19 protein-coding genes are annotated in these 25,079 nt (G+C 54.6%); 16 read left to right on the top strand and 3 right to left on the bottom strand.

Annotation, left to right across the window (positions count from 1 at the left end; translation table 11 throughout):
• Positions 1-159 precede the first annotated feature (159 nt).
• A complete protein-coding gene (gene serA / locus ACLHIJ_RS03220) occupies positions 160-1,368 on the bottom strand; it encodes a phosphoglycerate dehydrogenase (protein ID WP_411296140.1) in 1,209 nt (402 codons plus the stop codon).
• Between the two features lie 38 nt (positions 1,369-1,406).
• Positions 1,407-3,692 carry a UvrD-helicase domain-containing protein gene (locus ACLHIJ_RS03215; protein WP_411298457.1) on the bottom strand — a complete coding sequence of 762 codons (2,286 nt, stop codon included), beginning with the start codon at positions 3,690-3,692 and terminating at the stop codon, positions 1,407-1,409.
• Positions 3,693-3,910: 218 nt separating this feature from the next.
• Between ACLHIJ_RS03215 and ACLHIJ_RS03210 the strand changes: the two genes are divergently transcribed.
• Together ACLHIJ_RS03210 and ACLHIJ_RS03205 are read left to right on the top strand one after the other, a co-directional pair.
• Positions 3,911-5,020 (top strand): PAC2 family protein, encoded by a 1,110-nt coding sequence (locus ACLHIJ_RS03210; protein ID WP_411296142.1) that lies wholly within the window; start codon positions 3,911-3,913, stop codon positions 5,018-5,020.
• Complete coding sequence (locus ACLHIJ_RS03205) at positions 5,017-6,432, top strand: MFS transporter (protein WP_411296143.1); 1,416 nt, start codon at positions 5,017-5,019, stop codon at positions 6,430-6,432. Before ACLHIJ_RS03210 ends, ACLHIJ_RS03205 begins: the two co-directional genes overlap by 4 nt.
• 346 nt (positions 6,433-6,778) lie before the next feature.
• On the opposite strand, the gene ACLHIJ_RS03200 is transcribed toward ACLHIJ_RS03205, so the two are convergent.
• On the bottom strand, positions 6,779-7,627 hold the full coding sequence (locus ACLHIJ_RS03200) for a spermidine synthase (protein WP_411296144.1): 849 nt from the start codon (positions 7,625-7,627) through the stop codon (positions 6,779-6,781).
• Between the two features lie 72 nt (positions 7,628-7,699).
• On the opposite strand from ACLHIJ_RS03200, the gene dinB reads away from it, so the two are divergent.
• From dinB to ACLHIJ_RS03130, 14 genes are all read left to right on the top strand, one after another.
• A complete protein-coding gene (gene dinB / locus ACLHIJ_RS03195; protein ID WP_411296146.1) occupies positions 7,700-8,932 on the top strand; it encodes a DNA polymerase IV in 1,233 nt (410 codons plus the stop codon).
• Positions 8,933-9,378: 446 nt separating this feature from the next.
• Positions 9,379-9,753 carry a DUF3040 domain-containing protein gene (locus tag ACLHIJ_RS03190; RefSeq protein ID WP_411296147.1) on the top strand — a complete coding sequence of 125 codons (375 nt, stop codon included), beginning with the start codon at positions 9,379-9,381 and terminating at the stop codon, positions 9,751-9,753.
• Between the two features lie 721 nt (positions 9,754-10,474).
• Entirely contained in the window at positions 10,475-10,906 is a 432-nt protein-coding gene (mraZ, locus tag ACLHIJ_RS03185) for a division/cell wall cluster transcriptional repressor MraZ (RefSeq protein WP_411296148.1), read from the top strand.
• A 108-nt stretch (positions 10,907-11,014) separates the two neighbouring features.
• Complete coding sequence (gene rsmH, locus ACLHIJ_RS03180; protein ID WP_411296149.1) at positions 11,015-12,022, top strand: 16S rRNA (cytosine(1402)-N(4))-methyltransferase RsmH; 1,008 nt, start codon at positions 11,015-11,017, stop codon at positions 12,020-12,022.
• The gene (locus tag ACLHIJ_RS03175) at positions 12,019-12,420 is read left to right on the top strand and encodes a hypothetical protein (RefSeq protein WP_411296150.1); all 402 of its coding nucleotides are present in this window, start codon (positions 12,019-12,021) and stop codon (positions 12,418-12,420) included. The genes rsmH and ACLHIJ_RS03175 overlap by 4 nt, the downstream gene beginning before the upstream one ends.
• Before the next feature lie 8 nt (positions 12,421-12,428).
• Positions 12,429-14,315 (top strand): peptidoglycan D,D-transpeptidase FtsI family protein, encoded by a 1,887-nt coding sequence (locus ACLHIJ_RS03170; protein WP_411296151.1) that lies wholly within the window; start codon positions 12,429-12,431, stop codon positions 14,313-14,315.
• Positions 14,305-15,813 (top strand): UDP-N-acetylmuramoyl-L-alanyl-D-glutamate--2,6-diaminopimelate ligase, encoded by a 1,509-nt coding sequence (locus tag ACLHIJ_RS03165; protein ID WP_411296152.1) that lies wholly within the window; start codon positions 14,305-14,307, stop codon positions 15,811-15,813. The genes ACLHIJ_RS03170 and ACLHIJ_RS03165 overlap by 11 nt, the downstream gene beginning before the upstream one ends.
• Complete coding sequence (locus ACLHIJ_RS03160) at positions 15,810-17,213, top strand: UDP-N-acetylmuramoyl-tripeptide--D-alanyl-D-alanine ligase (RefSeq protein ID WP_411296154.1); 1,404 nt, start codon at positions 15,810-15,812, stop codon at positions 17,211-17,213. Before ACLHIJ_RS03165 ends, ACLHIJ_RS03160 begins: the two co-directional genes overlap by 4 nt.
• 2 nt (positions 17,214-17,215) lie before the next feature.
• Positions 17,216-18,301: a phospho-N-acetylmuramoyl-pentapeptide-transferase gene (gene mraY / locus ACLHIJ_RS03155; protein ID WP_411296156.1), complete on the top strand. Its 1,086-nt coding sequence runs from the start codon at positions 17,216-17,218 to the stop codon at positions 18,299-18,301.
• Positions 18,298-19,767 (top strand): UDP-N-acetylmuramoyl-L-alanine--D-glutamate ligase, encoded by a 1,470-nt coding sequence (gene murD, locus ACLHIJ_RS03150; protein WP_411296158.1) that lies wholly within the window; start codon positions 18,298-18,300, stop codon positions 19,765-19,767. Before mraY ends, murD begins: the two co-directional genes overlap by 4 nt.
• Complete coding sequence (locus ACLHIJ_RS03145; RefSeq protein WP_411296160.1) at positions 19,764-20,996, top strand: FtsW/RodA/SpoVE family cell cycle protein; 1,233 nt, start codon at positions 19,764-19,766, stop codon at positions 20,994-20,996. Before murD ends, ACLHIJ_RS03145 begins: the two co-directional genes overlap by 4 nt.
• Positions 20,993-22,108, top strand: coding sequence for an undecaprenyldiphospho-muramoylpentapeptide beta-N-acetylglucosaminyltransferase (murG, locus tag ACLHIJ_RS03140; RefSeq protein WP_411296162.1), 1,116 nt, complete (start codon positions 20,993-20,995; stop codon positions 22,106-22,108). The genes ACLHIJ_RS03145 and murG overlap by 4 nt, the downstream gene beginning before the upstream one ends.
• Entirely contained in the window at positions 22,105-23,451 is a 1,347-nt protein-coding gene (murC, locus tag ACLHIJ_RS03135; protein ID WP_411296164.1) for a UDP-N-acetylmuramate--L-alanine ligase, read from the top strand. Before murG ends, murC begins: the two co-directional genes overlap by 4 nt.
• Positions 23,448-24,875, top strand: coding sequence for a cell division protein FtsQ/DivIB (locus ACLHIJ_RS03130; protein ID WP_411296166.1), 1,428 nt, complete (start codon positions 23,448-23,450; stop codon positions 24,873-24,875). Before murC ends, ACLHIJ_RS03130 begins: the two co-directional genes overlap by 4 nt.
• The last annotated feature ends 204 nt before the right edge of the window (positions 24,876-25,079 follow it).

The following is a 25,079-nucleotide window of genomic DNA, read 5'->3' as shown; positions in this document are numbered from 1 at the left end:
TGCTGACCTGCCGCTACGGTTACAATGCGCTGCCAGCCTCATCCCGAAAAGCAATATCCGACCGCGTTGCATGTCGTACAGCCACATTACGTTACCAGCACATTGATATAACATTGCTCGCTTCGCAAGCAGTGCAGTAAGCCAACAAAACGTGCCAGTTTATGGACGGCATAGAAGTCGCAGACGAATATGGGCTTTTGCCTGGCTGAGACGTTCCAAAATATGAGGTGGAATCTCGCTGTCAGTATCCGTCACCATGTATCCATATTCGCCAAGTGTGGCAAGTGACTGGTAGGTAATGTTGACGTTCTCGTCAGCAAATAATTTATTGACATCCGCTAGAGCGCCAGGAGTGTTCCAATGTACCCAAGCGACCCTATGGCTGGATTGCGCGGTAGGGGCACTGGCAATATTTGGAATGTTCACCGACATATCTGTGGAGCCTTTTCGCCAGTAATCAAGGAGCTTATGAGAAACAAATTGGCCTATTGATTCCTGGGCTTCCAATGTAGAACCACCAATATGCGGAGTGAGGATGACGTTTGGCAAGTCGCTAAGCGGGCACGAAAAAGCCTCACCATTGCCAGACGGCTCCGCTGGAAAAACATCAACTGCTGCGCCGGCCACCGAGCCATCCAGGAGTTTTTCGCGTAGCGCATCAAGATCCATCACGTGACCCCGTGCAAGATTCAATACGATTGCCCCTGGTTTAAGCAAAGCGAATTTTTCTGCATCAAAAAATCCCGTATTTTCTGGGCGTCCGTCGATATGCACAGACACGGCATCAGCAGTGCTCAACAGCTCTGTTAATGTGTTTACGCGACGGGCATTTCCTAACGCAAGGCGTTCGGCATGATCGTAAAAAATGACGTTCATTCCCACTGCTTCGGCAAGCACAGATAGCTGTGAACCAATTGAACCATAGCCGATAATGCCGAGCGTCTTTCCTCGGACTTCGTGAGAGCCGGCAGCAGTCTTATTCCATATCCCATTGTGGAGAGCATGATTTTGGGCGGGAATATTACGTATTAAGGCAATCATTTCACTCAGAGCCATCTCTACAACTGAGCGAGTATTGGAATACGGCGCATTAAATACTGCGACGCCATGATCGCAGGCGGCCTCTAGATCAATCTGGTTGGTTCCGATGCAAAAAGCACCAATGGCCACGAGATCTGGGCAGGATTCAATCACCCGACGAGAGATGCGTGTCTTTGAACGGATGCCGACCATATCGTAACCAGCGAGTCGGGCAATAAGGTCATCTTCGTTGAGGGATCCGGCGATCCGGTCAACCTCAATTCCGTACCGGCTAAATGAGGAATCGGCGATGTCGTGGGGATTTTCCAGGAGAAGAATTCGGGTCATGCCTTTGCCTTCCTCAGTGATTGGAGCCAGTGGTGAGATTAAGGAGTGAAGCCAGCCGGTAGATCGCCTGTCGAGATGACGTCAAGGCGTCGAGTAGGACGAGTCATCGCGACATAGAGATCACCCGGACCATCGGCAAGGATCTCGGCCGGCTCGACAAGAATGACGATGTCATACTCCAAGCCTTTCGACATCCGTGGGGTGACAATATGTATTCTCGCGTAGAGGTCCGTACCTCCGCAGTTAAGCGTCCAGTTGTTGAGATGTGCACTGCTCTGGAGGGAATGTGCCACCTCGTCAGTGCGATTCTCGGGGACGATAATGCCGATGGATCCACGGTCAGCGCCGTATTCGTTATCCAGATCGCGCACAGCATTCTGCACGAGATCGCACAAAAGCTCCACGCCGCCACCATGAACGCGATAGCTGTGTGGTAGATCGCGGGCCGGTTGTATAGGTCGAACAGGAAATCCAGCGTGCTCCATAACCTGTTGGGCACGTTCCAGTACGCGGGCAGGAGTCCGATATGAGATCGTCAACGGTTCAATATGGCAGTGGGGGGCAATATCGGCCAGGGCTTCCTGCCAGCCTCCCTCCGGAGCACCAACTGTTCGCTGGTCCACATCGCCGACGATTGTCATAGAAATAGCCGGATTCCGTCGGGCAATCATCCGCCACTGCAGGGGAGTTAACTCCTGAGCCTCATCGACAACAACATGCCCGTACGTCCACTGGCGATCACTCGCGGCTCGCTCGGCAAGCGTGCTATCAGAACGGTTGCCGTGCAGGCGTTGGGCCATCTGTTGGGCGCTGACGATTCCGCCTCCCAGATTCATGGCAGACATCGTCTGTGAGACATACTCGTTCAGGGCGTGATCTTCAGCTTCTTCTCGGGCATGAGCCTGACGTTGAGCGTTGCTCAGCAGTGGGCCAAGCAGTTCTTCAAACTCGTCGATAATAGCCACATCGGCACGGGTCATGGGGGCATCTAACGGACGATATAAGGCGTCGCGTTCCGCCTGGCTCAGTTCCGGGGCAACGCGAGCTAGCAGATGAGGTTTGGCGTAGAGCCGAGCAAGAATGGTTGTTGCCGAGGAGGGCAGCCAACGCAGATTAATCTCGCGTCGGGCGTCAATACTTTGTGCCACATCATTGCTCAGCCAATCATTTTCTTCGACGCTGCGACCGTGAGCGTCGGCTAACTGGGTGGCAAGTTGCTGGACCAACATGGTGGCATATATATCCCGAGCTTCGTTGTGCGGCTTGTGGCTGCGTCGGGCCTTGCGTTGAGCTTCGTCAACCATATCCGGAGTGAGCATGACGTTAATGCCGTTAATCCGCATGGATACAGCGCTATCAAGCGGTTTTTGTAGGATCTGGCGCACTGTGCGTTTGGCAATTGTTGACCAGATGAGTCGCCCTTTAATTTCCGTGACGCGAGCATCGTCCGTGCCCGTGACCTCCACGTTAGGGACGAGCTGTTCGAGCGTTGTCGATACGACATCAGATTCGCCGAGCGAGGGGAGGACTTGGTCAATATAGCGCAAGAATACGGTAGAGGGCCCAATAATAAGCACGCCAGAGTGCGCTAACCGATCGCGATGGGTGTATAGCAGATAAGCGGCGCGGTGAAGGGCAACGGCGGTCTTTCCGGTTCCTGGCCCACCTTGCACCACAAGAACACCCTTGGCGGGGGCGCGAATAATGCGGTCTTGTTCCCCTTGAATTGTGGCGACGATATCACCCATTTTTCCGTCGCGGGCCGAATTCATAGCGGCCATTAGCGCGCCTTCGCCCGTGAGATTTAGCCCGTCATCGTCAGCCGAAGCATTTTCAAGTAATTCATCTTCCACTGCAGTAACAGTGCGAAAGCGAGTCTGGATGTGACGGCGGCGCCGCACCTGACCAGGTTGCGCGGCGGTCGCTTGGTAGAACGGCTGGGATTGGGGTGCGCGCCAATCCGTCAGTAAAATATTGTGTTCCTCATCGCGCAGAGCCATTCGCCCAATATGGAAAACAGTATCCTCATGCATGTCGAGACGCCCAAGGACAAGGCGATTTTCTAAGTTACGCAGTCGGATGAGGTTGTCTTCGTAGTGGGTTGCGAAGGAGTCGCGTTCGGAGCGTGCGCCAGGTGATTCATGACCTGTTTGCGCCCGCACTTCAGAAAGCCGATCGAGATAATACTGGTATTGACGGTCAAAAGCGCGATATGCCTGATCGACGAAGTGTTGTTCCTCGGCCAGTGCGCGTTGTGCGGCGTGCTCGTCTGCCGAGGATGTGTGTGCCGATGTCTGTGCTTTCTGGCGGTCGGGTGAAGTCACCGAGTTTAGCCTCCCTGTCGCGAATACGGCAGTCAATTATTCCCGATTTCGAGGCTCGATGCATCCCTTAATCCGAGCGAGCAATACGTCAGAAAGCTCACGCCGCCTAGCCGCAGTAAACATGCAGGTCACAACGGGGTGAGACGGATAACGTGGACACCGCTTAACCCGATTCGGAAACTATGATTGGCTATATAGGAGACGTCTGGAGGGCAATAGTGGATTTCGAGATCTTTTCTATTGATGAAATCGCTCAAGGATTGCATGTCGATACCCTCGTTATCAACATGATTGATCTGGGGCGAGATGCCGGTGAGATCTGTGGTGCGGTCCATTCTATCTGCCAGACGTTATCGAGCCAGGAAATTGGGGAAGCAAACTCGGATATGCTCTACGACTATCGGGCGGATTTACCGACTTTACAGGTAGTTGATGGTGCGATAGCGGGGATCTCCATTCCACGTATGAATTTAACCTTGGCCACGGACGTCAACGGGGTTCCTTTCCTATATTTGGCCGGTCATGAGCCGCATTTCAAATGGATGCAAGTTGCGCAGGAATTTTTACGTATCATCGCGTTATTTGGCGTCCAGCGAGTGTTCACTGTTGCCTGTATTCCTGCGGCTGTTCCCCATACGCGACCAGTCGATATGGTGATTCGCTCTACGAAGCCAAATCCACAAGCCCCGTTATTTGAAGGCGAGATTGTGCATCCGGCGGGGGTGTGTGATTTCTTCGAGTTGCTAGCTCAGAAAGCGGGTATTGATGTAACCAATATCCGAGTGCGAGTCCCGATGTATTTCAATACTGCATCGAATGTGTATTTTGCCGGTGCTCTTGCGGGAATTCGGATGTTAGCCCAGCTTGGTGGGCCGACGTTACCAGTGGGAGATATGGAGCGTCTGGAATTACTCCAGCGCGACGCATTGGAGGAGCAGACGGCAGGAGCGAGCGCTTTCCAGGAGTTCGTCCACCATTTAGAACGAGAATATGACGAGCGTGGCGAACAATTTGCCCGCAACGATGAGATTACCTGCGAAGTTCCCAGTGCAGAAGAAATTGGTCAGGCGGCCGAGCTATTTCTCGCGACTTACGATAAAGACCCGCTTGAGCATATTGCAGATATTGATGCGGAAAATATTGGGTCGGTAGCAAAACCAGATGACGTATCAGATGAGTTGGTAGAGAACCTAAGTGAAGCAACCAATAGCGGGAAATCCGCGCACGATCTAGCTGGGGAGCGCCGACGCGATGGCGTGCGCTTGCGTCGTGGACGCCACCACTACATCGCCGAAGACGGGTCGAATACGCAGAGCGAGGAACAATGATTCGCCGCCACAAAGTGGCTCTGCTGGTATGGCTTGCGGCGGTAGCAATATATGCAGTTGCCGTTGCTGGGCGCACTTCTTTTGGTGTAGCGGGTCTGACCGCTATTGATCGCTTTGGGATTACCGCCTCAACACTGTCACTTTTTACGGTTGTGCAGATCGGGGTTTATGCCCTTGCGCAGATTCCGGTAGGTATGCTGCTGGATCGTTTTGGTGCGCGGGTGCTGCTCAGTGGTGGGGCATTAATTGTGGCCATCGGTCAGATAGGCATGGCGGTCACTGAATCTCTTGGCTTAGCGCTGGCGGTTCGGGTACTTATCGGGGTAGGAGACGCCACGGCTTTCACTGCGGTTATTCGCCTGATTGTTTCCTGGTTTCCGCCTCGACGTGCCCCACTGATGACCCAGTTGACGGGGATTGTCGGGGCAGGTGGGCAGCTTATTTCGGCTGTGCCTTTCGCATTGATTTTGACCAATATGGGATGGAATCCGGCCTTTGTGGCCTTGGCTTTCTTAGGTGTGGTGGTTGCTATCTTAGGGGTGGCCATCATCCGAGATACCCCTCGGCAGTGGAAATACACGAATCTTCCTGATGATGACGCGGTGATTGCGCGGCAACTGTCAGCCGCGGTTGTCTCACGCGCGCATGCTCCATTCCGCCAAACTCTCCGTGAGCCGGCTGCCTGGTTAGGTTTTTGGAGCCATTGGACGTGCAATTTTCCTAACACGGTTTTCATTCTGTTGTGGGGAGTGCCGTTCTTACAGATATATGATGGCTACTCTCAGTCCCAAGCGGCAGCTATGTTGGTGATCGTCAGTGTTGCTGTTGTGATCCTTGGTCCGGTTATTGGGCATTTAACGGCGAAACATTATTTACGACGGGTGTGGCTAGTCAATGGCATTGCGTTAATGATGTTGGCAGCGTGGACGACGGTTCTCCTTCTGCCCGCCCCAACTCCGACCTGGATTACGGTTGGATTCCTCATCGTGCTCGCCATGTCTGGGGTTGGATCATCAATCAGCTTTGACTTTGTGCGTACTGCAGTGCCGGCTGAGCGAATGGGGATTGCTAATGGGCTGGCTAATATGGGCGGTTTCATTGCTGGGCTGATTGTTGCCGGTTTAATCGGGGTGCTGTTGGATTGGTCATCGGCAGGAGCGCCACTGCAGCCTCGTGATTTCCGAGTGGCGATGTCCGTCCAGTTGATCGTATGGCTGATCGGTATGGTGGGAATTGATTGTGCGCGCCGCAGGACTCGGCGTCGCCAGCAAGAAAGCGGCATTGTTGTGCCGCCCTTGCGTGAGGTTATCGCCCGATATGAGGATCGATTCCAGGAGCGTACTCGGCGTTATTTTGCGTTCATGCAACGCGCTGGTGTGCGGGGATCAGCGCACGAGGAGCAGCCAGAGTAGGGAGTTAACTGGCGGGGTCGGATTGCCCGCGCTGTATCTTCGGTGCGTGGTATGAATGTGCGGCTCTGTGAAATAACGCGACTGATCCTCGGGCTGGTTGCCAGCGCGGTGCTGGGCCTGAGGCGTTATGCGTCAGTGCCAAGCGGTTTCAGGGGGGGGGAAAGAGGGAAATCCCTGCCGGTGTTGTGCCAGTGCGGAAATCTGTTGAGGCTACCTGTTTTAGGTGGGGTGCGATTATTCGAGAAAGCACAACCTTGGCGGCGTGAAGGATGAGCGGAAGAACGCGACGAGGAGGAGCACGGATGAGACAGGCGCAGGCTGTGCGTCGGGGATGTGTGAAGATTCCTTACTGAGCGCTGGGAAAAGGCCAGCCTATTGCCTGGTCGGTGAGGAGCTCGCAATGTTCTGCTCGACGTCGTAGCTCTGCGTCCTTGAGGATACGCGCGGGTAACGGGCAGCGCCGGATAGCAGTTTGAATAGCGTCATGTGGCAATGGGCGATGCGCTGCAATAACAACGAGGTTGCCATGCCGTCGGTTCTTGAGAATTGCTGGGTCTGCTATTGCCAAAAGATGTGGAAAAACCTCGCCGATTGCCCGAATCTCTGGTAGGGCAGGTGCGATGCCGTTGTGTTCGTTACGGTCAGCGATGTTGACGCAATATACGCCATCTTCTGTTAACAGTCGGGCCGCATGAGCGTGGGCCTGTATGGTGCGCAAATGCTGTGGAACCTGCCCGTTGTGGAAGGTATCGCGGATGATGACGTGCCACGAACCGCTATTAGTATCCAGGGTTATGCGGGCATCCTGAGCGCGGATTCGCAGTCGTGGCGCGGGCGGAAGGTCGAACCATTGGCGTACCTGTTGAGCTAATTCCGGATCAATTTCGATAGCGAGTTGCCTCGCCTGCCACATCGCATCAATAGCGCGCGCTAATGCACAGCCAGCAGCTCCTAAATGCAAGGCGCGTAAGGGAGAAACCTCCGGTAGGACGGCAGATACGGCACACAAAATATGTTGCATGTATTCAAATTCCAGGTGGGTTGGATCGCTCAGATCGAGAGCTGAGGATTCCGCGCCATCAATATACATAGTGACTAAATCTCCGCAAGAGTTTAGGGTGACGTCGGACATTGCTGTGCGAGTATGCGTCGGCAATGTTTTTTCTGGAGAGTGAGTCTGGTGTTTGCGAGCCATAGCGGTAGTCTAAAGGAAGAGGAAACACAGAGCGGATGAAGCAGAACGTGCGGATTCAGGGAGGACGAGGTAATGTCACGTGCGCCGCGCACATCAGGCGCGAAACGCGATTGGGGCGCCGATGATTCAGGCACTCCGATCCTGCATGTGGATATGGATGCCTTTTTCGTCTCCGTAGAGTTGCTTGATAAGCCCGAATTGCGGGGTCGACCGGTTGCAGTGGGCGGCCGGGAACGCGGGGTAATTTCTGCGGCTTCCTATGAGGCGCGACAGTTTGGCGTTAATTCGGCTATGCCGGTTGCGCAGGCGAAACGGCTGTGCCCTCAGCTTGTGATCCTGCCAGTGCGTGCAGAGCGTTACCGTGCGGTGTCGAAACGAATTATGGCGATCTTTGATTCGATCACTCCGCTTGTTGAACAGCTTTCCGTGGATGAAGCTTTCCTTGACGTATCCGGCGCACGAAAAATGTTCGGATCTCCCACGCAGATTGCTCAAGATATTCGCCGACGTATTCGCCAGCAGGAGGGAGTTCCTGCTTCTATCGGCATTGCGGCAACGAAACATGTGGCAAAGATTGCCTCGGCTCATGCCAAACCTGATGGGATGTTGTTGATTCCGGTGCAGCGCACCCAAGATTTTCTGCACTCGCTCCAGGTTGGCTCCTTGTGGGGGGTGGGCGAGAAAACCCGTCGCAAACTTGAGCAGCGGGGGATCATCACGGTAGCTGACTTGGTGGCCTTCGGTCCCGATGCGCTACGCCATTTGTTAGGTGAAGCGCTGGGAACGCAATTATTTGCGCTCGCGATGGGCCGTGATCCTCGAGTGGTCACGCCGCAACGTGTAGCGAAATCCATCAGCCGAGAACAGACTTTTTTCGATCCGATCGACGGTGCGCAAGCACTGCGGGAGCTTCTTGCGCAGGCACATAATGTAGCGGCTCGGCTTCGTCATGAATCGCTGACGGCTTGGACTGTTGGGATTAAGGTACGTTTCGCAGATGATTTTTCCACGATTACTCGATCGGTAACGCTAGCGAGTCCAACGGATTTGGCAATGGATATTTTTCATGCGGCACGTGCCTTGTTTTACGAGGTAGATATTCGCCAGCCGGGGATTCGTTTACTGGGGGTGAAGGCGGAGAATTTTGCTGATCCGCATCGCGGGGTGCAGCTCATGTTGGATACGGATGAGCGTCAGGCGAAAGCGGAGTGGGTAATGGATTCGATCCGTTCGAAATTTGGTGATCGTATGTTGACGCCAGGATCCTTGGTTGGGGAACAGCCGTTAGAGAATAATAAAGAATAGACGGTTGGAGTGCGGCTGAAACCTGCGGGATACTCGGTGCGGATCGCGGATGGTGGTGCTCCTTTCTGCTTCGGCACTGGTATGAAAGCATAGGATTCGTCGGTGCGTATGTTGGTGTATGGAATCCTAAAGGGTATGGCAATAACTAACCGCGATACCGGCTATATGCAGCAATAAGAGCTGACGGTGACCGCGCTCTGCTGGCAACATATAGCTTTTGCTGTCTTGGGCGATGCATTGCAGTCGCGGCGCGATGCGTCTTTATTGTTGCCGAATATCAAAGATGTGTTAGGCCGTGCCTGAACGGTAAATCTAGGGATTGCGGTAGTCAGGTAAGGAAAATAGGTGTGCGGAAAGGTATGCGGTTAGGCGTGGAGCATAAGGAAACCTGCCCTTGCCGATTCGATGGGGTATCCTAGCAGTACATCGATTGGGGAGAGGCACAGATGGCGCTATCTGATTACGAACGCAAGATGCTAGAGCAGCTAGAGGCACAGTTAAAGGATGATGATCCGTCTCTTGCTGATTCTTTAGCGCCGACGAAGGAATCTACTGGGGCGACCCAGATGGCGTTTTCTCCTAAGCATCTCGTTTTAGGGCTGATTATTTCGGTGGTTGGTCTGCTGATTGTATTAGGCGGGGTGTCCATTGAGAGCGTGATTGTCGGCGTGCTGGGCTTCTTCGTCGTCTTTGCTGGAATGTGGTATTTATCGTGCGGGGCAAAGCGGGTGCCAGCAGTGGCGCGCGAGCAGCGGCAACGTTCGACGCTGAGCTTTATGGAAAAGCAGATGGAGGAGTGGCGTAAGCGTCAGCAGCAGTAAAACCTCAGCCGATGAATGTTCGCCTATGTCCTTACTGCTATACAGCCTTGGGTAGGTGTGGCTGAAAGGGCGTAATAAAAGGGAACGCTGTTTTTGCGGAGGCTAACAGTAAATATGTAGATAGATTGGCAGCTTAATGGTTCGGGTGGTCAGTGGACCACTAGTTAGATTGTTACAGCCGGATAATTGAGCTGAGGTAATTGAATATCGTGAGAAACGGGCACAATACGTGCTCGTTTCATTTTATTTCCACATATATTACTGCGTTCGAGTTCTGACGTCTCCTCTCGTATGCCTCTCGTCTATACGGCAGGCGAGGAGCCTGTTGATACAGATATGCTGTGCTGCTGCCCGTCTCGGTGTGGTTATCTAAGGCGCCTAGCTGCTAGTTCGTTAGTGGCTGAGATCTGGTCGTTACGGGATTGCTTGTTTTTTTATTGACCTCCACTTTGCTCCACTGCGTGTGGATACTCTGATTGGGATGGCGCAGGCCCGCGAGTTTTCCCTAATCTGGCGCCTTTTCCTCAGATTGTCAGGCGGTGGGCGTATGAAGCTGTATGCAGTGTTGTGAAAAAAAGATTGGCACAAGGTGTGATTTTTACTCCACCGTATTTTCCCTTGATATTTAGCGGAAATTTAGAGGGAGAAACTGTGTTTTGCGCTTGATTATGGAGCAAAGTGGAGTAAAGTGGGGTTAACGCTGAAGAAAGGGGGTGTCAGATTGTTCCTTGGTACATACGAACCGCGTTTGGACGATAAGGGGCGTCTGATCCTCCCTGCCAAATATCGCGATCAGCTTCAAAGTGGATTGGTGATGACGCGAGGGCAAGAGCACTGCCTTTACGTCTTTCCGATGGCACAGTTCGAAGACATTGTGGCTCGGCTTCAGCACGCTCCTATGACCTCCAAGGAAGCGCGTACATACACTCGCGTGTTCCTGTCTGGAGCTAATGATCAAATCCCCGATAAGCAAGGGCGAATCACTATTCCCGTCGCCCTGCGCGAATACGCCGGGCTAGAGCGAGATCTCGCGGTTATCGGATCAGGATCTCATATCGAAGTGTGGGATTTGACGGCATGGAATGACTACCTACAGTCCAATGAGTCCGAATTCGCTGACCGCGAAGACGAACTCATCCCCGGAGTTTTTTAACGCACGGGGTGTGATTGGCCTTCTACCGATGTCCTGCGGTAATTCCCCAACTTCAGGGCAACGGTGGAGGACCAATAACACCCACGATTGATACAGAAAGGAGGATCGGTGCGTACCGCAGCTCATAATGCCTTACACACTCCGGTCCTCGCCCGAGTCTGTATTGATATATTGCGTCCAGCTCTCAGCGGTGAGAACCCTGTGTTAATCGACTGCACACTGGGTATGGGTGGGCATGCGGAGGCTTTCCTGACGGAGTTTCCCGCATTGCAGGTCATCGGTATTGATCGGGATTCACAAGCTATCTGCCTAGCTAGCGAGCGGCTCGCACCCTTCGGGCAGCGTTTTCATGCAGTGCACGCCACGTACGACGAGGTGGATCGGGTTGCTGCGCACTACGGCCGCGACGGATACGTTGATGCAGTATTCATGGATTTAGGCGTCTCCTCACTTCAACTTGACGATGCTGAGCGTGGCTTTTCGTATGCGCATGACGCTCCACTGGATATGCGGATGGATCTTACTCAGGGGCAATCGGCTGCTGAGCTGTTAGCTAAGGTTTCGCATGGCGAGCTGACGCACATCTTGCGTAGCTACGGAGAAGAAAAATGTGCCTCACGAATTGCGGCACAGATCCTCCGATACCGCGAGAATGAGCCAATCACCCGTACTGGTCAGCTTGTTTCTATTATCGATCAGGCGATGCCGGCACCAGCGCGTCGCTCTGGTGGGCATCCGGCGAAGCGAACCTTCCAGGCGTTACGCATTGCGGTGAACTCAGAGCTGGATGTGCTATCCGCAGCCATTTGGCGGGCCATTGAGTCTGTTCACATCGGTGGCAGGGTGCTCGTTGAGTCCTACCACTCGCTTGAAGATCGCATTGTCAAAGATGCCTTCACACAGGGGATGACGTCCTCGACTCCGAAGGGATTACCTGTCGAGCTCGACTCCCATAAACCATTCTTACGCGCCGTACATCGCGGTGCGTTAAAAGCAGACGCGGCAGAGATCGCTGCCAATCCGCGTAGCGCTTCTGTGCGGGTTCGGGCGGTTGAACGCATCGCTTCCACCCCCGATCATCTCTATGATCCGGATAACTATCGAGGTGTCTCATGAGCATCGCAGCACAACACAAACCCGGATGGGCAGTTCCCGCCTCACGTCCAGTCATCGAAATGCCTGGGCTGCGCGTTGTGCCAGCCCCCGCTCCAGCGCGCGGTTTCTTCGGAACTGTGTTGCTGTGCTTGGTGCTCTTTCTCGGCTCATTAGGCGTCGCATTTCACCTCAACACGCGCATGGTGCAGGGTGCATACGATCTAAAGAACATTAATGTGGAACTCAATGAAGTTTCTGCTCGGGAAGCAACGCTGGAGAAAGAAGCGATCACCGTTTCGACGCCGGCCGTCCTCAAAGCAAAGGCGCAGCAGTTGGGTCTTGTTCCGGCTGGTGCAGCTTTGCATATTGACCTCGAAACCGGGGTGATTACTGCTCCCGCGCCAGCATCGAACAACTAAGGATCCGTATGGCTGACACTGACCGCTCGGTAGGAGCAATCCTTATCGAGAGTTATCGTCGTGGCCTGGGGAAGGGGCTGGGCGCTGACCGCGCCGCGCGGATGATAACCCGCCGTCGATTGCGGCCGTTATTCGTCGTGCTCCTCGTCGTTGCGATGGTTCTGGGTGGGCGTCTGTTCTACCTCCAGGTTGTGCAGGCAGATACCCTAGCGCAGACAGCTCAGGAATTCCGTTCCCGCACCTATCCGCTGGAAGCCAAGCGGGGAGACATCGTCGATGCAAACGGAGCGATTCTCGCGACCTCTATCGAGCGCTATAACGTGCGGGCAGATCAAACCGAGATTGCAGATTACGTCTCGTATGACGATGACGGGAAAGTCGATGGTGCTGGTGCGGCGGCAGCAGCAAAAAAACTTGCCCCATTACTGCATATCGATCAAGCCGAATTGGGCGGGAAACTCTTAGTCAAGAGCGAGGCGTCCCGTTGGGAGCTGGTTGCCTCGGATATTTCCCCCGATGAATGGCGAGAAGTCAATGCCCTGGGAATACGAGGAATCTATCCAGAGCGCTTCATGCAACGCCAGTACCCCAACGGGACGACCGCAGGCACAATTTTGGGATATTTGGGCCAGACCGCAGAATCTAATACGATCTCGGGTCGAGCCGGTATTGAGCAGAGCTACAACGAAGTATTAGCTGGCCAGGAAGGTGAGCTTCAAGTTGAAGTTGGCCCTAGTGGCACGGTATTCCCACAAGCCGAACGGCATGAAACTCCGGCGGTAGACGGTGGAACCGTTCACTTGACCATTGATCGCGATTTGCAGCGCGCAGCCCAAGATGCGCTGGATGGTGTGGTCAGTGCTCAAGGAGCAGAATGGGGAACCTCAATCGTTATCGAGCGCGGCACCGGCCGTATTTTGGCCTTAGCTGATTCTAATTCGCCAGATCCGTCCAATCTTGCGGCAACCGATCCGTCGAATTGGAATTCTCGGGCAGTTTCCGCCCTCGTCGAACCCGGATCGACCGGAAAACTCATCACGTTCTCGTCGGCTATTAATGAAGGTGCTGTGACCCCGCGTGATGTTTTCCTATCGACCACGCCGATCCAAATGCCTAATGGTGAGGTCATTTCGGATAATAACCCCCATCCGGCAGAACGCCTGACGGTAGCCGGTATCTTGGCCTATTCGTACAACTCTGGTCTAGTGCAAATTGGTGATCGCATCCCAGATGCTAAACGCTACGAGTATATGAAAGCATTTGGGTTGGGGCAGCTAACCGGAATCGAATTGCCCGGAGAGCAAGCAGGTACTTTACACCCATACGAAAACTGGGGACCACGCGGGCACTACACGACCATGTTTGGTCAAGCCTGGAATCTGACGACCCTGCAGTTAGGGCAGATCGGTTCTGTTATCGCCAATGGTGGAGTGCTCATTCCGATTCATATTGTCGATGGGGTGGAAAGCGTGGATGGGCAATTCTCCTCATCGCCGGTGGCGCCATCCCGACAAGTGATTTCGGCGCAGTCTGCACAGACGATGATTCAGATGATGCAGGCGGTGACGGATATTAACTCCACCGGCTATCTCGCGCGGGTAAAGGGGTATAACGTTGCCGGTAAAACAGGTACGGCGCAGGTCCCGGATGCGAACGGCAACCTGACGAAGCGAGCCGGTACCTTCGTGGGTATGATCCCCGCTGAGGATCCTAAGATTATTTTTGCTTCTATCGTCTATAACGCGCGCGGTGCTGGTTATGGTGGCGATACGGCAGCGGTAGTTTTCGCCCATACGGCAGAGTTTGCCATGCGGCAGATGAAGATTCCGCCGTCAACTGTCCCGCTAGTGCGATTGCCGTGGTCGGAAAGCGAGTTAGCTGCTAATGGGAAGTAAATATGATTCCGGCATACGGCTGAGTGAATTGGCACGCCACCTGGGGACGCGCCATTATGGCGACGATGCCGTTATTCGTGGTGTGAGTGCCGATAATCGGACGATCACTGCCGGAGATCTGTTCATTGCTGGGCCAGGGGCGCGAGTCCATGCTGCCACATTTGCGCAGGCAGCCTGGCAATCCGGTGCAGTGGCCATCTGCACAGATCCAGCCGGCGCATTGATGATTCCGGCGGATATTCCGCGGGTGATTGTGGATCGGGTACCCCAACGGGCAGGGGAGATTGCCGCCATCGTCTTGGGCTATCCGAGCGCTGATTTGCATAGTTTTGCAGTGACGGGGACGAACGGCAAAACCACAACAACCTTCATGATTGACGATATTTTGCGTGCCTTGGGGCGAACAACGGGGCTGATTGGGACGGTTTGCGTCCGCATCGCTGGGAGTGACGTGCCGGCTGCCTTGACCACTCCGCAGCCGGTTGATCTGCAAAAGATGCTTGCTCAGTTGAGGCAACATCAGGGAACAGACCTCGTTATGGAAGTCTCCTCGCATGCTTTAGCGCAAGGGCGAACCCGCCCGTTGTGTTTTACGGTTGCGGGCTTTACTAATCTGACGCAGGATCACTTGGATTTCCACCAGACCTTTGAAGAATATTTTGCGGCTAAAGCGAAGCTGTTTGAGCCCTCCTACTGCCAGCGTGCAGTAGTGACGATTGATGATGAGTGGGGCGAACGGCTGTACCGTCAAGCCCACGCTGTACGCCCCGATGCCATAACGGCTTTATCTATGACGGGGAAAGCGGCCCAATGGCAGGTGCATCATCGGCACGGGCGTCCGTATTTAACGGGTCCGGTTGTGGATGAGCCAATGGAAATCCGCACGGATTTAGCTGGCGACTTTAACGAGGCGAATGCTGCTCTGGCGCTAGCTATGGTGCTAACCAGCGGAGTAGATCCACAGCTAGTTCGCGATATTGTTAGCCGTCGTGGAATCTCTCCGGTAGTGCCCGGGCGCATGGAAGCGGTGGGGCAGCACCCTTATACCGTCGTTGATTTTGCCCATAACACTGACGCACTTGAAAAAGCAATGACGGCAATGCGTGCGCAACGCCCGGACGGTCGGTTGATCGTCGTCAGTGGCTCGGCAGGAGATCGCGATAAATTAAAGCGCCCGATGATGGCCCAGGCTATTTCCCAGTGCGCCGATATGTTTATCGTGACTGATGATGACCCGCACGGTGAGGATCCGGCAAAGATTCGCTCTGAGGTGATCGCTGGAATCGTGCCTGGGGCAGTATGGAAGGAAATCCCTGATCGAGCACAGGCAATCGCGGCGGCCATTGCTTATGCTGACGATACGGACGCTATTTTAATTGCCGGACGTGGGCATGAGACCATTCAGGATGTCGCTGGTACGGCAGTGGAAATAGATGACCGAGTGGTCGCCCGCCAATGTCTAGCACAGCGTCAACAGGCACGGGAGAGCACATCATGATTCCTATTTCACTTGCCGAAGTGGCACAGGATACCAACGGGCGTATCCCCGAGCCGTCTTCTCCGTGCGCTCAGGAACTGATCTGCGCGGTAACCTCAGATAGCCGCACGGTTACTGGTGGAGAGCTCTTTGTAGCTATTGCTGGCGAACGGGTCAACGGTAATGATCTGGGTGCGAACGCGCTGGCTGCCGGTGCGCGGGCGGTGCTAACGGCTGATGAACAACGCGCTCGGAATGCTGGCGTGCCGCCTGAGCGCATGATCGTCGTTGATGATCCCATTGCCGCATTAGGGCGGTTAGCTCGCGAGAATTTAGTGCGTGCGCGAATAGCGAATCCGAATATGCGCGTCGTTGCGATTACCGGATCCGTCGGGAAAACAACGACGAAAGATCTCCTCGCGCTGCTGCTCGCTGGGCGGGGGCCGATTGTGGCACCCCCAGGGTCTTTTAATAACGAATTAGGCTTACCCTTAACTGTTTTACAGGTCGGCGCGGATACCGCGACCGTCGTGCTGGAAATGGGCGCAGATCATATTGGCAATATCGACTATTTGACGTCGATTGCCCCGCCGGATATTGCTGTTGTGCTAATCGTTGCCCGCGCACATCTGGGCGAATTCGGCGGAATTGAGAATGTAGCTCGTGCCAAGAGCGAACTCGTAACCGGCACTCGCCCGCAAGGCACGGTGATATTGAATCGTGATGATGAGCGGGTCCGTCAGATGGCGGATATGGCACATACTCCGGTGGTGTTTTTCGGGGCAGAAGGCGATGTGTATGCCACTGATATTCAGATAACGGATCGTGGGTGTGCGCAGTTCCAGCTACATACCCCACGTGGGTGCGCGCCGGTGCGATTAGGGCTGGTGGGCGAACATCACGTCACGAATGCCTGTGCGGCGGCGGCTGTCGGGCATGTCTGCCAGATGACTCCGGGGCAGATAGCGGAGATTCTCACTGATTGCCAGCCAGGAAGCCCGCACCGTATGGCGGTTTCGGAGGGTGACGGGATCACCATTATTGATGATTCCTACAACGCTAATCCAGATTCTATGCGTGCTGGGATTGCCGCACTGGCCATGCTGGGAGCTGGCCGGCGCACAGTTGCAATTCTCGGTCAAATGCTGGAATTAGGGGAGGAATCGGAGGCAGAACACGCCGCATTAGGGCGGGTCCTCCACGAGAAGGGGATTGACGTGCTGGTCACTGTCGGCTCGGGTATGGAAGCCTGTGAAAAAGCGGCACGAAGGGTCGGTATTGAGGTGTATCACGTGCAGGTGAATACGGCAACGCAGCAACTTCACCAGATTTTGCGTCCTCATGACGTAGTCTTACTAAAAGGTTCTAATGGATCAGGAGTGTGGCGCATTGCAGATGCGCTGGTAAGGAAGGCTAGCTAGAGATGCTCTCAATCCTCGTTGCGGCTGCCACGTCACTGATTCTTTCGCTGTTTGGTACGCCGTTATTCATCCGGTTATTGCGCAAGCGATCGTATGGCCAATTCATCCGAGAAGATGGGCCGACGACGCATTTGGTCAAACGTGGAACTCCTACTATGGGCGGCATCATCATTATTTTTGCTACGCTCATCGGGTACATCACCGCGAATATCACCGCAGCGCGAATGCCAAATGCTTCTGGTGTTTTGCTGCTTGGATTATTCGTCGGCTTGGGAATCGTCGGTTTCTTAGATGATTTTGCCAAGGTGCGCAATGAACGATCTTTGGGGCTTTCCCCGTGGGCAAAAATTATTGGTCAGGGGATAGTGGGCGTATCTTTTGCGGTCGGCGCTCTGCAGTTCCGCAATGAGCTATATCGGACTCCGGGAACACTGCATATCTCGATTGTGCGCGACACCAAAATGTCGCTGGCTTTTGCGGGCATTACCGTCGGGGTCATGCTCTTTATTCTGTGGTCGAATTTCCTTATCACCGCGTGGTCCAACGGGGTCAATCTCACGGACGGCCTAGATGGTTTAGCGGCCGGTGCTTCAGTTATCGCTTTCGGCTCATATACTGTGATGACGATTTGGCAGTCCTATCAGTCTTGCCAGTCAATTGTGAATCCAGATCGAGGCTGTTATGACGTTCGAGATCCTCGCGATGTCGCCATTATCTGCGCTGCGATTGTGGGCGCATGTTTAGGCTTCTTATGGCATAACACCTCTCCGGCAGCAATCTTCATGGGGGATACGGGATCACTTGCCCTTGGGGGCGCTTTCGCTGGTGTGTCGATCTTGACCCAAACGGAAATTTTGGCTGTTCTCATCGGCGGGCTATTCGTGATTGTTGTTATGTCCGATGTGATTCAAATTGGAGTGTTCAAAGCAACCCGGAAACGGGTGTTCCGTATGGCTCCGCTCCACCATCATTTTGAGCTTAAAGGCTGGAAAGAGGTCACAATTGTTGTCCGGTTCTGGCTGATTGAGATTCTCTTAGCGGCGGCTGGCATGGGGTTGTTCTACGCAGAATGGTTGGCACGGCAATGAATTCACGGATTCCTGGTGCAGCCCAGTTTTCTGGGAAGCGAGTCGCAGTACTTGGTTTAGGGCTGTCGGGTCAAGCAGCAATTCAGGCTTTGCTGGACCACACTGAAGCAATCGTCAGCGCCTGGGATGGGCGTTCGCAGGCACTTTCGCAATGCGCGGCAATTAGCGAACATCAGCTTGATTGTGGTTCTCATGATGATCCTGCGCAGTTAGTTCAGCTCATTCAGTGCTGGCAACCCGATGAGGTCGTCATCTCTCCGGCTTTTGAACAGACGGGAATAGTCTGGCAGGTACTACGCGCGGCAGGCATCCGAGTGTATTCAGAGATTGAACTGGCGTGGCAGTTGCGAGCCGTTGATGATGCCGGAAACTATGCGCCGTGGTTGTGCGTGACGGGTACAAATGGGAAAACGACTACCGTGTCGATGCTGGCGCATATCCTGAATGCGGCTGGTTTGCGTGCACAAGCGATTGGCAACGTCGGGAATCCGGCAGTGAGCGCAGTATCAGATTGCTCAGCACAGGCTGCTCAGGCTTTTGCCGTGGAGTTATCGTCTTTCCAACTGGCAGCAACGCAATCGCTGGCAGCACATGCGGCGGTTTGTTTGAACTTTGCTGACGACCATCTGGAATGGCATGGGAGTCGAGAGGAATATCTTGCCGCAAAAGCTCGTATTTTCCAGCGAGCTGACCATGTGCTGATGCCGGTTTCGGACCCCTATGTTGCACAGATGGTGGCAATGCACGTGCCGGATGACGTGCGCTGCATAGGGCTTTCGCTGGGTGCGCCTGCCGCATATCAGATGGGGATAGTAGAAGAACTTGTATTGGACCGCGTCTACGCTCCGGGGGCACCTGAGAATGCCGAGGTTTTGTTTACTTTCGATGACATCCGGCATTTGAGTCCAGAAGGGGCTTTGGGCGCCCATATCATCCAAGACGCTATCGCGGCAGCCGGATTGGCGCGCACAATAGGGGTGGATAGTCCACTAATTAGCACAGCATTGCGATCCTTCCAGATCGGTCACCATCGAATTGAGACGGTTGGCATGGTTGACGACGTGCGCTACATTGACGATTCAAAAGCAACGAATGCTCATGCGGCCTTTGCCTCGCTAATCTCCTTGGATCGTGTGGTGTGGATTGTTGGCGGGCAGGCCAAAGGGGCACGCTTTGACGAACTTGTCGCAAAAGTTGCACATCGCCTGCGGGCTGTTGTCGTCATTGGTGTCGATCAAGAGCCGTGGCGGGCAGCGCTTGCCCAACTGGATGTGCCAGTAACCTATATTGCCCCCGATAGCGCTGACCCGATGGGGGAGGCGGTCACTGCAGCCCAGGGTTATGCCGAGCCAGGTGATACCGTCATTTTGGCTCCGGCTTGTGCCTCTTTAGATCAGTTCACCTCCTATGCCGAGCGGGGGCAGCGTTTTACCGCGTCGGTGGAGGGATTGGTTCAGAACGGATGACGCAGGTGGGAGCGGCACGCGAAGATACGGAACGGGCACGGCGGGATAAAGTCCAGCAGGCCCTCGTTGTCATGCTGCTATCTACTTTAGTGCTGACGTTATTGGGCGTGCTCATGGTGTTTTCGGCAACAGCTCCGGCTTCCATTGGGTTAGTGGATGCTGATCCGACGCAGCGCCTGTTTTCTATCGCGATTCGGCAAATGATTTGGAGTGTCGCTGGGATCTTCTTCGGGATCATTTTGGCGATGATTCCCTATACGTTCACCCGACGCTATGCACATCTGTTTTTGGCTTTAGGGTGTTTGCTGCAAGCTGGAGTGCTGCTCCAAGGCGGCGAAGGCGCAAACGGAAATAATAACTGGTTACATCTGGGCCCTGTCGTCATCCAGCCTTCTGAGTTCCTCAAACTGGCAATGATCGTCTGGTTAGCGCACATGCTGGCCCGCCTACAGCTTGAGGAAATTAAGAATCTGCGAACTCTCGTCATCCCTGGTTTAGGTTTCACTATTGCTGTTGGTCTGGTTGCTGCCGGGCAAGATATGGGAACGGCCATCATCTATGCGCTTATCGCTATTGGGATGTTCTGGTTGGCGGGAATGCGCGGCTGGCACATGCTTTCCTTGCTCTTTGTTGCCGGTGTAGCCACTGGTGTTTTGCTGCTCTCCAAGCCCTCGCGTATTCGGCGCGTGGGGGAGTTCATCTCCGGGCTGTTTACGTTGCCAGATATTGATTCTCCAACCCAGACCGACTACGCGCAGTTCGCTTTCGGTTCGGGAGGGCTGACGGGGGTTGGAATCGGCGCAGGCAAAGAAAAATGGCGTGATCTATCTGAAGCGCATACCGATTTTATTTACGCGGTCATTGGTGAAGAGCTGGGATTATTTGGTGTCGTCACCGTCATTGTCTTGTTTTTAGCGTTGGGCTGGGCGCTCATCCGGATCGCTATGTACCACCAGGATCGCTACGCTCAGCTTTTAGCTATTGGCGCATTGCTGTGGCTGTGTGGGCAAGCCTTATCGAATATGTGCGTGGTTACGGGTTTATTGCCGGTTTTCGGTGTGCCTCTGCCTTTCGTGTCGATGGGTGGATCGTCGATGATCGCTACCTTGATGATGGTTGGTTGTGTTAGTGCGTGCGCTCTGGGCGTACCCGGTGTCAAGGATAGCTGGCGAGTTCGCGGTAGGCTTGCTCAAGGAGTACGGACGCTAGTCAGGAGGAAGCAGTCGTGAGTGCGAGTATCGTCTTAGCTGGCGGTGGCACAGCCGGTCATGTTAATCCTTTGTTGGCTACTGCCCATGCGATTAGCGAGTTATCCCCTCAGACGCAGATCGTTGCGGTGGGTACGGCTGGAGGGTTAGAGACGGATCTCGTCCCGCAGGCGGGATACCAGTTGGAGACGATCCCGCGTGTGCCGATGCCACGGCGTCCCTCTGCGGATCTGCTTCGTATGCCACGGCATTTGGCTCAAGCGGTGCGGGCCGCCGGTGAAATCCTAGATCGGTATCACGCTAATGTGGTGATCGGATTTGGCGGGTATGCCGCAACTCCGGTGTATTTAGCTGCGCGTAAGCGGCGTATTCCGGTTATCGTTCATGAAGGCAATGCGCGCCCTGGTTTGGCAAATAAGCTCGGCGCTCGGTTTGCGGCGACGGTGGCTTTAACTTTCCCCTCGACTCCGTTGCGAGCTCAGCGGGGGATTACCGTGTGTGTGGGTCTACCGTTGCGGGCGGAAATTGAGCATTTGGCGACGCGACCTGGCGGGCGGGCGGCTATTCGTAAAGAGGCTGCGCAGCGTTTTGGGTTAGACCCACAGCAGCCCACTTTGCTCATTACCGGTGGATCCTCGGGAGCACAGCACCTCAATGAAGTGCTATGTGAGGTGGCAAACGAGATCCGTCAGGCTGGTGTGCAGGTTATTCATGTCACTGGCCGCGGTAAGGATGAGTTAGTGCGCAGTGCGGCACCAGATGATCGCTATGTGGTGTTGGATTATCTGACGGATATGGATTACGCCTATGCGGCGTCCGATTTGGTTATCACCCGAGCTGGCGCCGGGATGGTGGCGGAGGTTTCTGCGGTGGGCCTGCCAGCAGTGTTTGTCCCACTTCCTATCGGTAATGGCGAACAGGAGCTGAACGCAAAAGACGTTGTTAACGCTGGTGGCGCCATGCTAATTCGCAATAAACAGTTCACTGCCCAAGTCGTTCGAGAGCAGATTTTGCCGCTCTTCCACGGTGGTACGTTGACGCAGATGTCAGAACAAGCCCGTGGGGTTTCCCCTTTGGACGCTGCCGGGCGATTAGCCAAAATGGCCCTGCGGCTCGTGGGAGTGACGCAATGATCTATCATCTGATCGGTGCCGGTGGCGCTGGAATGAGCGTTGTTGGGCAATTACTCTGTGCGCGTGGCGAGCACGTCAGCGGCTCAGATCGGTCACATTCGGCCAATTTAGATCGGTTGCGCGCTGCTGGGGCAACGGTGTACGTCGGGCATCAAGGCGAGCATGTTCCCGATGATGCCGTCATTGTGGTTTCCTCGGCAATTAGGGAGGATAATCCGGAGCTGGTGCGGGCTCGAGAACTGGGGCTAGAGGTTATCCATCGTTCCCAAGCGCTCGCGCGGGCGGCCTGTGATCGAGATTTTGTGGCGGTTGCTGGGGCGCATGGAAAGACGTCAACCTCAGCAATGCTGTCAGTGGCTTTAGAGAGCCTGGGGCGAGATCCTTCGCGTGCTATTGGCGGCAATCTTGCTGGCGGGTTGAGTGGCGCCCACTTGGGTAGCGGTCCGGTGTTTATTGCGGAGGCTGATGAATCCGACGGATCGTTTTTGAACTATACTCCGCGCATTGCCATCGTCACGAATGTTGAGCCAGATCATCTGGATCACTATGGCTCGCAGGAGGCTTTTGAACAGGCCTTTGTTGACTTTGCTCATCGCATTGAATTTGGTGGTTTGCTGATTTGTTGTGCGGATTCCCCAGGGGCGTGGGCCTTGGCTCAGCAGGCGCGAGCTGCTGGAATTCGTACATGGACTTATGGGGTAGGTGCTGGGTTAGAGCACCATGCCAGTATTGAGATTCTCGATCCGAGTCGTGCGCGGGTGACTTTCCGTGGGGTGCCGGCAGAACTGCACTTATCCGTCCCCGGCAATCACAATCTATTGAACGCCACGGCAGCTCTGCTCGCAGGTGTTGAACTGGGTGAAGAGCTGCATCAGATGGCGCAGGCATTGGCGGCTTTCCGTGGGACGGGTCGGCGTTTTGAACAGCGTGCTGAGGTAGCTGGGCGCCGGATTATTGACGATTATGCCCACCATCCCACCGAGGTTCGGGCAACGTTGATAACTGCGCGTGAGCAGGTTGCCGCCACGGGTGGGCGAGTGTGTGTCCTGTTCCAGCCGCATTTGTATTCTCGGACCCAGATTTTTGCTCAAGAATTCGCGCAGGCATTAGCATTGGCTGACGAGGTGGTGGTTACCTCGGTATATGCCGCACGGGAAGAACCGTCGGCGGGGGCTGAAGCTGATGTGATTACAGCCCATTTACCAGGTGCGCATTATGTTCCAGATCGGTATGAAGCGGCAGCGCGTATCGCTCAGTTATCGCAATCGGGGGATATTATCCTGACGATGGGGGCGGGTGACGTCACGGAGTTAGCTGACGAGATCGCGGACGGTGTGCGATGAGAGCACCGCGCCAGCCACGCAAACCGCAACGTTTGACGCCACAGTCTCCGGCAGAGCGCCTCGCTGGAGGGGAGATTGAATCATCGCGTACACCCCAGCCTCAGGATTATATTCCGACGGCTGCCGGCGAGTATTCCGAGTGGATAGATGATGAAGATGACTGGGAGGACGAGCCGAGCGCTCCCAGTGTGCATCCTGATTATTGGCAGGAGCACCGCGCGCGAGATCTTCCGGCTGCGGGTGCGTCTACCTCGGATACACTACACGAAACTGATAATGATTCGTTAAGAGGGGCAAAACGGTGGTTGCGCGGTGGGTTCTTTTCCGGTGACGCCCAGGCGCACGATGACGAGTCTGCTCCTGATGAGGGCGCAGTTTCTGATGAGCCGCGCCGCTGTGCTCCGTGGGCACGCTGGCGACGCCGATTCTCCGTATCGGGTGAGCAAAATTCTGCCGCCGATGAGGTAACGCGAGATACCGACGAGGTAGCACATGATGCGGAGCTCGTGAGGGCAGAATCCTTCTCTTATGCTTTTGCTGGTGATTCCCAGGAGCTTTCTGCGCACGCACAGGTGGAAACAACAAGCGCCGTGCCAGAGGATTCTGATAAAACAGGTGTGAGCGCTTGGGTGCATAATCTGCGTTCGACCTGGGGCAGACGATTTTCCAAGAAAGGTTCATCGGAAACCATCTCTGATGAGGTGGCGGCACGTCGGCGCGAACGCGAACGCGAACGGTGGCGGCTGCGCTCGAAGCGGGTGGCAATACTTGGTGGAATCGTCGTATTCGTAGGCGTGCTTGCCTGGGTGCTATGCGCGTCACCGCTGTTGCGCTACCACTATCATGCCGAACAGATTTCCGGTTATGCGGAGAACACCATTGTCAATCACACCGAATTAGAGCAAATTCTTGCTCAGTATGATGGCGAATCTTTGGTAACACTGCGCGGATCGAGTATTGAAGCGGAGATTTTGGAGAAGATTCCGGAGATCGCGGCTGTTGACGTCGCGAAGAAATATCCGTCGGGTATGCGGGTGCATATTACCGAGGAGATTCCAGTGGCGTGCTTGACGCAGGATAAAACATGCATTGCAGTGGCTGGAGATGGGACGCAATTGCGGCTCAGCCCGGATCGAGCCAATACGTTACCGCATGTTGAGGTGGCCGAAGGTGTGGATCGCACGTCGGGAATCGCGGAAGCTTTACAGGTATTACGGACGATTTCTGCGCCGACGCGCTCGCGTGTAACGAATGTGTCAGTGGCTAAGGGAAATCTGATGACCCTGCGCTTAAATGAGGGGCAAACAGTGTTTTGGGGTGGCGTGGAACGCGCTGATTTCAAAGCCCGAGTCCTCGATGCGCTTGTGACCCATCCGGCACATTATTATGACGTTTCTGTGCCAGATGCGCCGGTAAGTAAATAAATAATCGCTATTGAGTTGTTGCGCTACGCATTTTGTTGTGTGCAGTTTTGCTGGAGTTGCGGTGGATTTTGTGCGATATTATCGCCGACGATATGAGCTAAACCTGCACTTGAACGCGCAATAGCCAATGTGATTATGCTGGCCGTTGGTGTTTGTGCGGAATTTTAGCAGGATCATCCCAATGCTAGCCGCTACGTCAATATG

It is taken from the genome of Trueperella sp. LYQ141 (genome assembly GCF_046599555.1).
Lineage (GTDB): Bacteria > Actinomycetota > Actinomycetes > Actinomycetales > Actinomycetaceae > Trueperella.
Note: the sequence above shows the minus strand (reverse complement) of the source record. Positions and strands in the feature narration are given on the sequence as shown.